Source organism: Qipengyuania sp. NPDC077563 (genome assembly GCF_044901345.1).
GTDB classification, from domain to species: Bacteria; Pseudomonadota; Alphaproteobacteria; order Sphingomonadales; family Sphingomonadaceae; genus Qipengyuania; species Qipengyuania aestuarii.
Map to the genome: position 1 here is coordinate 650,997 of NZ_JBJDPC010000001.1, position 12,436 is coordinate 663,432.

General features: G+C 62.0%; 15 protein-coding genes, 1 other RNA gene and 1 pseudogene. 9 read left to right on the top strand and 8 right to left on the bottom strand.

The window, feature by feature from the left end:
* Positions 1-29: 29 nt before the first annotated feature.
* On the top strand, positions 30-524 hold the full coding sequence (locus ACI2I1_RS03175) for a hypothetical protein (protein WP_224812124.1): 495 nt from the start codon (positions 30-32) through the stop codon (positions 522-524).
* On the opposite strand, the gene ACI2I1_RS03180 is transcribed toward ACI2I1_RS03175, so the two are convergent.
* The 3 genes from ACI2I1_RS03180 to ACI2I1_RS03190 form a co-directional block, all read right to left on the bottom strand.
* On the bottom strand, positions 509-1,291 hold the full coding sequence (locus tag ACI2I1_RS03180) for a hypothetical protein (protein WP_404677874.1): 783 nt from the start codon (positions 1,289-1,291) through the stop codon (positions 509-511). The genes ACI2I1_RS03175 and ACI2I1_RS03180 overlap by 16 nt on opposite strands.
* Positions 1,292-1,349: 58 nt before the next feature.
* Positions 1,350-1,778, bottom strand: an RNA gene (rnpB, locus tag ACI2I1_RS03185) — RNase P RNA component class A.
* A gap of 282 nt (positions 1,779-2,060) precedes the next feature.
* Positions 2,061-3,161 (bottom strand): aldo/keto reductase, encoded by a 1,101-nt coding sequence (locus ACI2I1_RS03190; RefSeq protein WP_404677875.1) that lies wholly within the window; start codon positions 3,159-3,161, stop codon positions 2,061-2,063.
* A gap of 95 nt (positions 3,162-3,256) precedes the next feature.
* Between ACI2I1_RS03190 and ACI2I1_RS03195 the strand changes: the two genes are divergently transcribed.
* Both ACI2I1_RS03195 and ACI2I1_RS03200 read left to right on the top strand, forming a co-directional pair.
* Positions 3,257-4,144, top strand: coding sequence for a LysR family transcriptional regulator (locus ACI2I1_RS03195; RefSeq protein WP_404677876.1), 888 nt, complete (start codon positions 3,257-3,259; stop codon positions 4,142-4,144).
* A gap of 130 nt (positions 4,145-4,274) precedes the next feature.
* Positions 4,275-4,910 (top strand): hypothetical protein, encoded by a 636-nt coding sequence (locus tag ACI2I1_RS03200; protein ID WP_404677877.1) that lies wholly within the window; start codon positions 4,275-4,277, stop codon positions 4,908-4,910.
* A gap of 58 nt (positions 4,911-4,968) precedes the next feature.
* Here the strand turns inward: ACI2I1_RS03200 and ACI2I1_RS03205 are convergent, their stop codons facing one another.
* From ACI2I1_RS03205 to ACI2I1_RS03215, 3 genes are read right to left on the bottom strand one after another with little or no spacing between them, the layout of a single operon-like run.
* Positions 4,969-5,718 carry an N-acetylmuramoyl-L-alanine amidase gene (locus ACI2I1_RS03205; RefSeq protein WP_404677878.1) on the bottom strand — a complete coding sequence of 250 codons (750 nt, stop codon included), beginning with the start codon at positions 5,716-5,718 and terminating at the stop codon, positions 4,969-4,971.
* Positions 5,715-6,374: a histidine phosphotransferase family protein gene (locus tag ACI2I1_RS03210; RefSeq protein WP_404677879.1), complete on the bottom strand. Its 660-nt coding sequence runs from the start codon at positions 6,372-6,374 to the stop codon at positions 5,715-5,717. Before ACI2I1_RS03210 ends, ACI2I1_RS03205 begins: the two co-directional genes overlap by 4 nt.
* A 34-nt stretch (positions 6,375-6,408) precedes the next feature.
* Complete coding sequence (locus ACI2I1_RS03215; RefSeq protein ID WP_404677880.1) at positions 6,409-6,798, bottom strand: M67 family metallopeptidase; 390 nt, start codon at positions 6,796-6,798, stop codon at positions 6,409-6,411.
* Positions 6,799-6,867: 69 nt separating this feature from the next.
* Between ACI2I1_RS03215 and ACI2I1_RS03220 the strand changes: the two are divergent.
* The 4 genes and pseudogenes from ACI2I1_RS03220 to ACI2I1_RS03235 all read left to right on the top strand — a co-directional run.
* Positions 6,868-7,011, top strand: a pseudogene (locus ACI2I1_RS03220) (GIY-YIG nuclease family protein); the annotation flags it as partial.
* 150 nt (positions 7,012-7,161) lie between these two features.
* Positions 7,162-8,088 carry an RluA family pseudouridine synthase gene (locus tag ACI2I1_RS03225; RefSeq protein ID WP_404678328.1) on the top strand — a complete coding sequence of 309 codons (927 nt, stop codon included), beginning with the start codon at positions 7,162-7,164 and terminating at the stop codon, positions 8,086-8,088.
* 123 nt (positions 8,089-8,211) lie between these two features.
* Positions 8,212-9,117 (top strand): RNA polymerase sigma factor RpoH, encoded by a 906-nt coding sequence (gene rpoH, locus ACI2I1_RS03230; RefSeq protein ID WP_221542755.1) that lies wholly within the window; start codon positions 8,212-8,214, stop codon positions 9,115-9,117.
* Entirely contained in the window at positions 9,110-9,493 is a 384-nt protein-coding gene (locus ACI2I1_RS03235) for a hypothetical protein (RefSeq protein ID WP_404677881.1), read from the top strand. Before rpoH ends, ACI2I1_RS03235 begins: the two co-directional genes overlap by 8 nt.
* On the opposite strand, the gene ACI2I1_RS03240 is transcribed toward ACI2I1_RS03235, so the two are convergent.
* Positions 9,490-10,233, bottom strand: a complete 744-nt coding sequence (locus tag ACI2I1_RS03240) for an SDR family oxidoreductase (protein ID WP_404678329.1) — start codon at positions 10,231-10,233, stop codon at positions 9,490-9,492. The two genes, ACI2I1_RS03235 and ACI2I1_RS03240, sit on opposite strands and share 4 nt — an antisense overlap.
* A 104-nt stretch (positions 10,234-10,337) precedes the next feature.
* Between ACI2I1_RS03240 and mtgA the strand changes: the two genes are divergently transcribed.
* Together mtgA and ACI2I1_RS03250 are read left to right on the top strand one after the other, a co-directional pair.
* Positions 10,338-11,006: a monofunctional biosynthetic peptidoglycan transglycosylase gene (gene mtgA / locus ACI2I1_RS03245; RefSeq protein WP_404677882.1), complete on the top strand. Its 669-nt coding sequence runs from the start codon at positions 10,338-10,340 to the stop codon at positions 11,004-11,006.
* Positions 11,007-11,191: 185 nt separating this feature from the next.
* Entirely contained in the window at positions 11,192-12,112 is a 921-nt protein-coding gene (locus ACI2I1_RS03250) for a cation diffusion facilitator family transporter (RefSeq protein WP_404677883.1), read from the top strand.
* A gap of 17 nt (positions 12,113-12,129) precedes the next feature.
* On the opposite strand, the gene ACI2I1_RS03255 is transcribed toward ACI2I1_RS03250, so the two are convergent.
* A complete protein-coding gene (locus ACI2I1_RS03255) occupies positions 12,130-12,375 on the bottom strand; it encodes a phosphotyrosine protein phosphatase (RefSeq protein ID WP_404677884.1) in 246 nt (81 codons plus the stop codon).
* Between the last annotated feature and the right edge of the window lie 61 nt (positions 12,376-12,436).

Sequence of the window (12,436 nt, forward strand, 5' to 3'; positions counted from 1 at the left end):
AGCAACCGCATCATGTGAAAGACACTGCGATGAGCCTCGACGAATCCGAAGGACTGGATAACCCGATCGCGAAATGGACGGTTATCGCCACGATGACTGCCCTTGTCCTCATGCTCGCGATCGCCAGCTGGCTAGCGTTCTCGGTAAAGCTCGACACGGTCACCGAGGTTCGTGACAGCAGCGGTCAGATCCATATCAGGGGCAGCGAGACCAAGTTCGTCGGCTATGCAAAAGGCACCTATTCGGGCCACGAGGTGCTCATAGAAGGGCTCCCCAGCACCGAACAGCTGCAGGAACTTCCCCTCGCCTGGCGCGCCCTGTGCGTGGTCAGGGACGATCCGCGGACGGACTGGAGCAAATCCAACCCCATGCTCAAGGTCCATCTCCACTCTGACGAGATGAACGAGGCATGCCGCCCCTTCGAGGGGCTGGAGATCGAAGGCTCGCCTCCGGTCCCCGAAACCGCGCCTCCACCCAGCCTGCCCAAGGTCATCCGGGAAGAGATCGCTCAGCCCAGCCAGTGATAGCGGTTCTCCTTCTTCGCGAGACCCGCAGCAGCAGCCACCAGAACCAGCAGTCCCGATAGCGCGGCCGCGATGGCGATCGCCTGATGCGATTGCCCGCCGCGCAGGAAGATCGCCAGCAGCGCCCAGGCAAACACCAGCGCATACCAGGGATTGCCCCGGCTGCGCAGCACGGCAAGGCTGGCGATGACGCCGCCGACAACCACTACCGGCGCCGCGATCAGCGGGTGAGCGCTGCCGCCCCCAACTCCGTGATAGACCAGCGACGCCGTGATGTTCACGATGCTCGCGGCGGTCAGCCATGCTGCCAGGGCGCTGAAGGTGATCGCCACGATGCTCCGTTCGGCGCGCGAAAACGGCCGCTCGAATGCGGTCAGGGTCCGCAGGATCATCAGCAAGGCGACCAGCGAGACGAGGATGATGATCGCGCTGACGAAGGTCAGATTGGCGAACTGAGTGTAGATAGCCCACACCCCTTGCGCGGATAGCGCAACGACCGAGGCCCAGCCGATCTTCTCCAGCAGGACATTGTCGCGCTGCGCTGGGAGCGCCTGCCAGATCCCATAGACCGCGCTGCCGAAGAACAGCGGCCCCCAGATGGCGAAGGCCCAGCCCGCCGGGGTAATCAGCGTCCGCACGCTGTCCGACCGGTCTCCGATGGGTTCGCCCAGTCCCAGTTGCGGCAGGAAGGTCGCGCCGATCTGGACGACCACGGCGAGGACGATGGCGGTGCGCTGGACGGCGCTGCGGTGCAGATGCTGGTTCATGTCGCGCTCAACCTCCAGAATGGCGAAGCGGTTCCGCCGCGCAGGCGATGTGCAGCGAAATGCCAGGGGGCCTGTAAGCCGGGTTCTGTTCCGCACGCGGTATGCCCAATGCGAGGCAGAGGGACACCAGCCGCACGGCGGCAGCCATTCGTCTAGGTCCTGAATCGCTTCAAGACTCCAGCAGCCAACCCGGGCGGTCGCCGTTTGCACGAGGGGCGAAACACCCCTGCCCTCTTGCGAGAGCGCGCCACCCCTATTCGGCCTTGCTCCGGGTGGGGTTTACCATGCGGGCCGCGTTACCGAAGCCCCGGTGCGCTCTTACCACACCCTTTCACCCTTGCCTGATCCCGTAAACGGGCCATCGGCGGTATGCTCTCTGTGGCACTTTCCCTATGGTTGCCCACGGCGGGCGTTACCCGCCACCCTTGTTTCGTGGAGCCCGGACTTTCCTCGCGACACGAAGTCACGCGGCTGCCCGGCCCCCTGGCGCGCCGAGCGATAGAGGCCTTGGCCCCGCTCGCCAAGCAAAACCCGCTCCGCGTTACACCGACAGGGGTATTCTCAAAAACTCGCCGCATTCTCATTTTGACACGATTTCAGTCTCTTGCTCAGGATTTCCGCCCCGCCAGTGTCAATTTCCGCGAACAGCCACATGTCACCCTTTTTTGCCGTAAATCGGAGTGCGAACCATCAGGCATCCTCAGCGAGGCAAGGTAAGCAAAACCGGCGCGTGTAGGAAAGCGCTACCTTCACCGGACCGGCGAGACCATCATCTTGGCCGCCACGGCGTCACCGACTGGCTGCCGAAGATCACCGAGCGCGGCAGCTGGAAGATATAATAGGGACTGGGCATTTCAGGTCCGCTTGCCTTATCGAGACGCTCGACGTGCTGGGGCGCGAGATCGAGTTCCAGCGCAGCGACATTGTCCGTGATTTGCCCGGGACGGCTCGCCCCAAGCAGAAGCGTCGTCGCCCCGCGCTTGCCAATCAGCCATGCGAGCGCAATTTGCGCCATGGGCGCTCCGACTTCATCGGCCACACTGCGCAGCGTGTCGACGATATCGAAATTGCGTTCGGTGAACAGCATGCCGCCAAAGGGATTGTCGCCCGCCAGGCGTTCGCTGGGCTGATCACCGCCATCTTCCACGCCGTCGGGGACGGTCACGCCGCGGTCGGCATCCTTCAGCATCCCCCGATCGTATTTGCCCGTCAGAAGGCCGCCGGCCAGCGGGCTCCATGGCATCATCCCGAGGCCGAATGCCTCTGCCATCGGCAGGACATCCAGTTCGACGCCGCGGTCGATCAGCGACCAATTGTACTGCAGGCCGATCGGACCCGGCAGCCCGTGTGCACTGGCAAGCGTCGCAATTTGCGCGACGTACCAGGCAGGCGCGTTGGAGAAACCGTAGTAAAGAATATCGCCGCGCGCCACGGCGTCTGCCAGCGTGCGCAGAACCTCTTCCGGCGGGGTCGTGCGGTCCCATACATGCACCCAGTAAAGGTCGATCCGGTCCGTCCCGAGGCGGCGCAGCGAACCTTCAATCCCAAGACGGATATTCACCGCACCATTGCCACCGTGGAGCGGCGTTCCCTGCCCGCGCGCAAAGCCGGATTTAGTCGAGACGATCATCCGGTCGCGCAGATCCTTGTCTTTAAGAAACCGGCCAAGCATACGCTCGCTCTCGCCGCCGCTATAGACATCAGCCGTGTCGACGATGTTGCCGCCCGCATCGACATAGGCGTCGAAGATGCCGCGGGCCTCTTCCTCGTCGCTGCCCCAGCGTCCGGCACCGAAGGTCATCGTGCCAAGCGTCAGGGGGCTTACAATCAGGCCAGAGCGCCCGAAGCTGCGATAATCAGTCATCTTCATAATCTGTGGCTCCTTTGTCTCGACAGTATCTAAGATGCGGGGCCTGAGGATATTAGCCGTTCTCTCGCGCATGACTTTGTGATTTATATTCAGTAATGTCACGCCAGCCCTTCAATGATCTCGCCGCCTTCGAAGCGGTTGCCCGCCTGCGGAGCTTTACCGCGGCAGCAGCGGAACTGGGCGTGTCCCCTTCCGCGCTCAGCCACAAGATGCGCAATCTTGAGGAGCGGCTCGGCGTGAGGTTGCTGGCACGCACCACACGCTCGGTCGCGCCGACCGATGCCGGAGAGGCATTGCTGGCCCGGGTGCGCCCGGCGCTGAAGCAGATAGAAGAGGGCGTGGACACCCTGTCAGACTGGCGCGACAGCCCGGCCGGAACGGTGCGCCTGACCACATTTTCCTGGATCGCATCCAGCCTGCTGTCGCGGCGGCTGCCAGCATTCCTGGCCGCCTATCCCGACATCACGGTCGAAGTGGCCACCGACGACGGCTTGACCGATATCGTCGCGGCAGGCTTCGATGCGGGCATCCGCCTGAGCGAGAGCGTGGAGAAGGACATGATCGCTATCCGCATCGGTCCGCCGCTTCGCACGCTGGTGGTCGCCACGCCCGATTACTGGGATCGGCATGGCCGCCCGGCCCATCCGCGCGATCTGCAGCGCCATCGCTGCGCCGGATACCGCCTACCGAGCAGCGGAAGACTGATGCCGTGGGAATTCGAGAAGAGCGGCGAGGCGCTGGAAGTCACCATATCCGGCCCGCTGGTGTCCAATGCGTGGGACCTCGCCCTCGAAACCACCCGCGCCGGGCTGGCGGTGGGATGGCACATGGAAGAGGATGTAGCGCAGGACATCGCGGCAGGGCGGCTGGAACCCGTTCTGGAGGACTGGTGCCAGCCCTATCCCGGCGCGCACCTCTACCACCCCAGCCGCCGCCAGATGCCCCCGGCCTTGCGGACGCTGATCGATTTTCTGAAGAGGTAGGAGGAGTTGGCTCATTGAAGCTAACGACCCCGGTGCGGATGCTAGGCCGACGAGTGAAAGATGCGCGCTATGAAAAGCACTTTGGCTAACTCGCTGTTCAATCTGTACTGCGCAGATTAAAGATAGGCATATGGTTCTGCCCCCTGAATTCCTACGCCCCTTTTGGAATACGGCATCTAACATCACTGAATGGTTCAATTGGGAGGCCCTGTCCGCCATCGGAACAGTTGGCGCCTTGTGGTTTGTAGTCGTCCAGTCCACACGCACCGGGAGAGCTGAGCGTGCAAGAGCAGTTGGTCTCCTTACATTTCTAATCGGACTTATAGAGCCAATTGAGGTTGTTTCGATTTATGACGATACCGAGGATGACGATTTGAATTCCTTACCTCGCGATTTGATTGAGCGAGACCTCGCAATTGTGAGGAGGGCAAAGGAAGGGATCGCGGCACTGCCGCTGTCGGAAGCTTCGTTCGCCGGGGTAGTGGAATGGACAATGACGCTCCCCCTGGCTCTTGATGACATCGAAAAAGCTTTAGATTCTCAAAGCCTTGGCGAATACACCACAGTTTTCTCATCGCTACGCTATACGGAAGAGGCGCGCGCCCACTTTATAGAAGAGCGGGACCGCCTGCGCCACGGCGTCGTGCTTAGTCTGATACGTCGAGCGTGGGAGCGAATTTCGCGTTCTGAAAAGCATGTTGGCATGCGTCCGATACGCTTTAAAGGAACGCTTGACGAAACCGAACGTCACGAGGCCGGCATCTAAGTTCGCTGACTGTCGAATACCTTAAGTCAGCTACCCACCCAATAGCTGACACTGCGCCCTACCGCGTCCGCCCCCGGTCGCGGTCGAGCAGCAGCTGGAACAGGATCGCGCGGACTTCGCCGTCGATTTCGCCGTTGATCTTTTCCGGGCGCCAGCGGCGCTGGAAGGCTTCCACCGCCTTGTGGCCGTCGGTGATATCGTAGCCATAGCGTTCGAGCGCGAGGTAGAAGGACGCGTCATTGTCGAAGGGATCGCCGCGTTCCAGCTTCGCCGGGCGCGGAAGGCATAGGCCGTATTCGGCCAGCCGGTCCCACGGAAACAGTTCGCCCGGATCGATCTTGCGCGCGGGCGCGACGTCCGAATGGCCGACCACGTTGGCGCGCGGGATATCGTATCGCTTCACGATCCGCGCGACGAGCGGCACCAGCGCTTCGAACTGCGCATCGTTGAATTCGCGATAGCCGTATTTATGGCCCGGATGGTCGAGTTCGATGCCCACGCTCACCGCGTTCACATCCTTGTGCCCGCGCCAATAGGATACGCCCGCATGCCAGGCGCGCTTTTCTTCCGGCACCAGCCGCACTACTTCGCCATGTTCGCCGATCAGGTAATGGGCGGACACCTTGGCTTCCGGATCGCAGAGGCGTTCGATGGCGAAGCCCTTGTCCTGCATTTCGGTATAGTGGATCACCACCATCGAGACGGGCGCACCGCGCTCGTCATGGTTGGGCGAGAGCACTTCGCGGTCGACCAGTTCATCCTTGCTGATGGGCAGGCCTTCGCCCAGTTTGCCGAAATCCGAATTCATCCGATCAGTCCTTCCGCTTCGGGAAGGATCGCGCCCAGCACCAGCGTTTCATCGGTGCGGGCGTACTGGATGCCGCCGCCCGATTGCGCGGCGAGCAAATGGATCATGTGAGCGGCAGCCGTACGGCTGGACAGGTCCGTCCGGTCGAGCGAGCCGTCGAGCGCCTTGCCGATGGTGTCGTCGAAGGCGATCTTGGTGCCGGTGGCGCGGACCACAAGCTCGCAATTCCCGTCGCGAACCTCTGCGCCGATATCGAGCGAGCCGCCCCGCACCAGCGCATCGTTCGCGATCTGGGCGAAGTTGAGCAGGACTTTGACCGCAGGCTTGGCAAGGTTCGCGGCCTCGATCGCCCAGTGGACTTCCACCTTGTCACGGTCGGACACCAGCGCTTCGACCAGCGCCTTGGGCTCGGCCACATCGACCCGGTCGCCGAACCCTCCGGCGGCCCCGAAAGCGAGGCGGAAGAACTTGAGCTTGTTGGTGGATGTCCTGGCGCTCTGTTCGAGCAAAGCGATCACGCTTTTGCGCATCTCCGGATCGTCTTCCATGGCCAGCAATTCGAGCCCGTTGTTCAGAGCGCCCACCGGGCTGAGCATGTCGTGGCAAAGGCGCGAGCAAAGCATTGCCGCAAGATCGATCGATTCTTGGTCGTTCATGGAATTCCAGTCGAAACGCGATTTGTACCGTCTTCTAGCGAGGGCAGGCTTCATAGGGAAGCGCTGCGAATCGCGCATCCCCTTCGCGCCAGAAGGTGACGCGGCCTGCCGCGATTATCGCCCAGATGAGCCCCTGCCCCGTCGCCATGGCCTCGTCGGTGGCGGAGGGGCGCGCGAGGCCATTGGGGTGGGAGTGGTAATAGCCCAGCACTTGCGGCCCGCCGCTGCGCGCTTCGCGATGGGCATCGACGAGGGCCTGCGGGTTGATTTCGAAATGGGTGAGCGGGGCGGCATGGACGTTGGCTGCGGGCACGATGGCAGTGATGGCCGCGCCCTCGCCCAGCAGGATGCCGCAGCATTCGCGAGGATGCGCCCGCGCGGCTTCAGTGAGAAGAGAGTCGAGAACTTTTGCAGAAACCTTCAAACCGTTCGCCCTGAGCTTGTCGAAGGGCCGTCCTTCACTTAGGCGCAACCCATGCCGTTCTGGGCCTACATGCTACATTGTCGCGGCGGTGCCTACTACACCGGCCACACCGATAATCTCGAACTGCGCCTTGCGCAGCATCAGGCGGGAGAAACCGGCGGATTTACGGCCGACAGACTGCCGGTCGAACTGGTCTGGTCGGAAGAATTCGATACGCGGGACGCAGCCCTTGCCGCGGAAAGCAGGATCAAGGGCTGGTCGCGGGCCAAGAAGATGGCGCTTGTCCGCAGCGACTGGTCGAGGATTTCGGAACTGGCAAAGAAAAAGGACGGTGCTTCGACAAGCTCAGCACGAACGGAAAATTTGACTGGCGTGGTTGCCGCATCCGGCCGCCTGGACAAGGCGCTGGCTGAGGCGACAGGCCTGTCACGCGAGCGGGTCAAGGGGCTGATCGCCGAGGGGATGGTCACGATCGGCGGCAAGCCTGCCCGATCCGGCTCCGCCCGGCTGTCCGGCGGGGAGGAATATCGCATCGCCCTGCCCCCGCCCGAACCGCTGGCGACAGCGGCGCAGGACATCCCGCTCGACGTGGTGTTCGAGGACGAGCATCTGCTGGTGGTGAACAAGCCCGCGGGCATGGTGGTGCATCCCGCCGCAGGCAATCCGGACGGCACGCTGGTCAATGCGCTGCTGCACCATTGCAGAGGCCAGCTGTCGGGGATCAACGGCGTGGCGCGGCCCGGTATCGTCCACCGGATCGACAAGGATACCTCCGGCCTGCTGGTGGTCGCCAAAAGCGATGCGGCGCATGAGGGGCTGGCGAAACAGTTTGCCGACCATTCGATCACCCGCCGCTATCTCGCCGTGTGCGCGGGCCATCCCAATCCGCCAGCCGGAACAGTCAGCGGACGGCTCGGCCGGTCGGACCGGGATCGCAAGAAGATGGCCGTGCTGCCGGACGACAGCACGCGCGGCAAGCATGCCGTCACGCATTTCGAAACGCTCCGGCGGCTGGACCACGCGGCGCTGATCGAATGCCAGCTCGAGACCGGGCGCACGCACCAGGTCCGCGTTCACTGCGCGTCAATCGGTCATCCGCTATTAGGGGACCCTGTCTATGGACGTACTCCCAATCCGCTCCGCCCGGTGCTTCAGCAGCTGCAATTCGCCCGCCAGGCGCTTCACGCAGCACGCCTCGGATTCAGCCATCCTATCAGCGCTGAAAGCTTGGATTTCTGCGCCGAATTGCCTTCAGATATGCGGGAACTCATCGACGAAATCGCACGTTGAAATCGATGAAACGCGAGTGCAATTCCGGCTACGTCCTGCTACAAGTGAATCAGTGGCCCGAATGACCGGATGCCCATCAGGGGTCCGGCAAGCGAGGTCGACGATAGAAAGGTCAGGGTTAAAGTGAGTAGTTCCAGAAGTTTGAGCGTTCCGGCGCTTGGTGGTGAGCAGAGCCTCAACCGCTATCTTTCCGAAATCAAGAAGTTCCCCGTGCTGACGCAAGAGCAGGAATACATGCTCGCGAAGCGCTATGAAGAACACGAGGACAGCGAAGCTGCGGCGCAGCTCGTTACCTCGCACCTGCGGCTCGTGGCGAAGATCGCCATGGGCTATCGCGGCTACGGCCTGCCCGTTTCGGATCTCATTTCCGAAGGCAATGTCGGCCTGATGCAGGGCGTAAAGAAATTCGAAGCCGACCGCGGCTTCCGCCTCGCCACCTATGCCATGTGGTGGATCAAGGCGAGCATCCAAGAATATATCCTGCGCAGCTGGTCGCTCGTGAAGATGGGTACCACCGCCGCCCAGAAGAAGCTGTTCTTCAACCTTCGCCGGATGAAGAAGAACCTCGACGCCTATGAAGACACCGACCTGCATCCGGACGATGTGAACAAGATCGCCACCGATCTCGGCGTGCCCGAGCAGGAAGTGGTCAACATGAACCGCCGCATGATGATGGGCGGCGATGGTTCGCTCAACGTGCCGATGCGCAATGGTGAAGAAGGTTCGGGCGAATGGATGGACTGGCTGACGGACGATCGTCCGCTGCAGGACGAAACCGTCGCCGATGCCGAAGAAAAGGAAGTGCGTCACGACATGCTGCTGGAGGCGATGGACGCCCTCAACGAGCGTGAGCAGCACATTCTGACCGAACGCCGCCTGACGGAAAATCCGCAGACGCTGGAAGAACTCAGCCAGGTCTACAACGTCAGCCGCGAGCGCATCCGCCAGATCGAAGTGCGCGCTTTCGAGAAGCTGCAGAAGGCGATGAAGGCAATCGCCGGAGAAAAGCTTCTCCCCGGCGTTGCCTGAGACCAAAGAGACAAATCGGCGGCGGCGATGGGCAATCATCGCCGCCGTTTTCATATCTGCCTTCAGGCCGCGCTTCGTCGATCTGGACAATTTACCCGCTGACCCGTCGGCCGGCCGCTACCGCGCCGAGGCGCTGCGCACACTTGGCTGGGTACGCGATAATCCATTCCAGCAAGTCTTCGACCGGTTGTTCCTGCAGCATTGGCGGTTTTCCAATTGGCGTGAAGTGCCGGGCAGCGGAGAAGACAGCACTTCGCTGCCACACCTGATGGATGTGTGGGTAGACGCCGCCGCAATCGGACCGTGGGGCATTCCCTATGCCCGCTACACGATCGGTTGCGGCGGCGCCTGCACGCAGGTCCCGCGGCGCCCCTAACGCGAAGCGATCATGTCGAGTTTCTCGTCGAAGCTGCCGTCCTTCTCCGCGTGGCGGAGCGGTTTCACATTGTCGACAAGCACCTCCTCGGGCGTCGGATCCTGCGCAAATTGCGCCATGCTTTCGGAAATGAAATCGCCAAGCGGCATGTAGCCTTCCCGGTGCGATTGTCCGGGGGTCAGCTCGGTCTGGACGCCGGGCGGGGCGAGTTCGATCACTTCGACGTGCCCTTCAAGCAATTTGCGCAGCGAGACGGTGTAGGAATGTATCGCCGCCTTGGTGGCCGAATAGGTCGCCGCCTTTGGCATGGGCACGAAGGCAAGGCCGGACGACACATTGATGAGCGCCGCATCGTCAGCGTGCCGCAGATGATCGATCAGCGCATCGGTCAGACAGATCGGCCCCGTGAGATTGATGGAGATGACCTTTTTTGCATCGGACAGGTCGCGAGCCTGCGTAATATCCTCGTAAGGCATGATGCCGGCATTATTCATGAGGACGTTCAGCGCGGGAAAATCCTCGATCAGCTTGGCGGCGAAGCTCGCCACCTGCCCCGCATCGGACACATCGAGCTGGCGCACATGGATGTTCTCCCGGCCCTTCGCCGTTTCTTCCAGATCGGACACGGTACGCCCGGCAACGATCACGATATTGCCGGCATCGTGCCAGCGCTGCGCATATTCGCGTCCGATCCCGCTGCCACCGCCGGTAACGAGAATGGTATTGCCGCTATTCTTCATCATGCATTTCCTTCGGGTTTCGAATGACAACGAAGAAGCGCCTGATCGTGTCCGGCGACTTGTAGGAGTTGCGCGGGCCCGCGCGGCTGATTAACCGCGTGACCATGAAACGGTTACTTTTCTGGTTTGTGAAACTGGCATTCGGCCTGCTGGTGCTCAGCCTGCTGCTGGTCGTCCTGTTCAAATTCGTGCCCGTGCCCGTCACGGCGACGATGGCGATGGACGAAAACGGCATCACCAAGGACTGGGAGCCGCTGGCCGACATCGATCGCAATCTGGTGCGCGCGGTGATTGCGGCGGAAGATGGCAAATTCTGCACTCACGACGGCTTCGACCGCGAAGCGATCGAGAAGGCGATGGAAAGCAATGCCAAGGGCGGGCGCATCCGTGGCGGCTCGACCATCAGCCAGCAAACGGCGAAGAACGTGTTTCTGTGGCAGGGCGGAGGATACTTCCGCAAAGGGTTGGAGGCCTATTTCACGCTCCTGATCGAAAAGATCTGGGGCAAGCGGCGCATCATGGAAGTCTATCTCAACGTCGCCGAGACGGGGATCGGCACCTATGGCGCCGAAGCCGGGGCGCAGCGCTATTTCGGGAAGAGCGCCGCATCGCTGACCCCGCTGGAATCCGCCCGCATGGCAGCCGCGCTGCCGCTGCCCAAGGAACGATCGGTGAAGAATCCGGGTGGTTGGCTGCGCCGACACGGCAACACCATCTCGGCACGGATCGGCCAGGTCCGGCGTGACGGTCTCGATGCCTGCGTCTACGAATAGCGGCAAAGCATTTACCAAGCGCGTGCAGCATTTACATCGCCTTAGGACTGATCGCAGCCGTCAGGACTGGCTTGGCGCGGTGCCGTGATATCGTATCAAGCTGATTTAACGCGGAATTTCCTTGAATGGCGCTCCGTCTTTGCCGTAGTTGAGAGAACGCGTCGCAACCTAGGGGAAAACGCATAATGGGTATCGGGCACAGCCACGATCACGCACATGCCCCCGGGGGCGGACATGCCCATGCGCCGGCAGATTTCGGCCGTGCGTTCCTGATCGGCATCATCCTCAATACCGGTTTCGTCATTCTCGAAGCCACTTATGGCTGGCTGTCGGGCTCCATGGCGCTGATCGCCGATGCGGGACACAATCTGTCGGACGTGTTGGCCCTGCTGCTGGCCTGGGGCGCCAGCGTAGCGGCGAAGAAACCGGCGACGTCGCGCTTCACCTATGGCTACAAGAGCTCGACCATCCTCGCCGCGCTTGCCAATGCCGGGCTGCTGCTCGTGGCCATCGGGGCGATCGCCTTCGAAACCTTCAATCGTATGGCCGAACCCGCACCCGTCCAGGGCATGACGATGGTCATCGTCGCTGGGATCGGGATCGCGATAAATGCCGGCACGGCGGTGATGTTCATGCGCGGGCGCCAGCACGATATAAACGTACGCGGCGCCTTCCTCCACATGGCAGCCGATGCGCTGGTCAGCCTGGGCGTGGTCATTGCCGGCTTCGCGATCCTTATGACGGGCGCGCTCTGGATCGATCCGGTGGTGAGCCTGGTGATCGTGGTGGTCATTGCCTGGGGCACTTGGGGCCTGCTCAAGGACAGTGTCGAGATGAGCCTGCTGGCCGTGCCCAAGGGCGTGTCGGAAAGCGGCGTGCGCGGTTATCTGGCAGGGCTGGAGGGCGTGACCGAAATCCACGATCTGCACATCTGGCCCATGTCCACGACCGAGACCGCGCTGACCGCCCATCTCGTCATGCCGGGCGGCCATCCGGGTGATGCCTTCCTGCGCGAAATTGCCGAGGAATTGGAGCATCATCACCGTATCGGCCATACGACTTTGCAGATCGAAATGACGCGCAAGCCCTGCGGGATAGATTGCTAATTGAGGCCTGGCGGCCGTCAGCGGCGCAGATAGGGATCAAGCTTGTGCTGCAATAGCTCGACCAGCGCGGGGTCCATGAAGCGATAACGGTCCGGAATACCCAGATTGACGATCGACTTCCCGCCGGCCTCGGCAGGGAATCCGGTCCGGATGATCTTGCGCTGGCGCTGCTCCATGCAGAAGATGCGGTCAGCCCATCCGACAAGCTCCGCATCAAGCGGGACTTCGGCATCCGATGCAGTTCCGGCCGAAAGGACATGCAAGTCCTCCCGGCCGGAGTAGATCTGTTCTGCTGTCGGGCTTCGCCAGCGGTTCTTGCCGCAG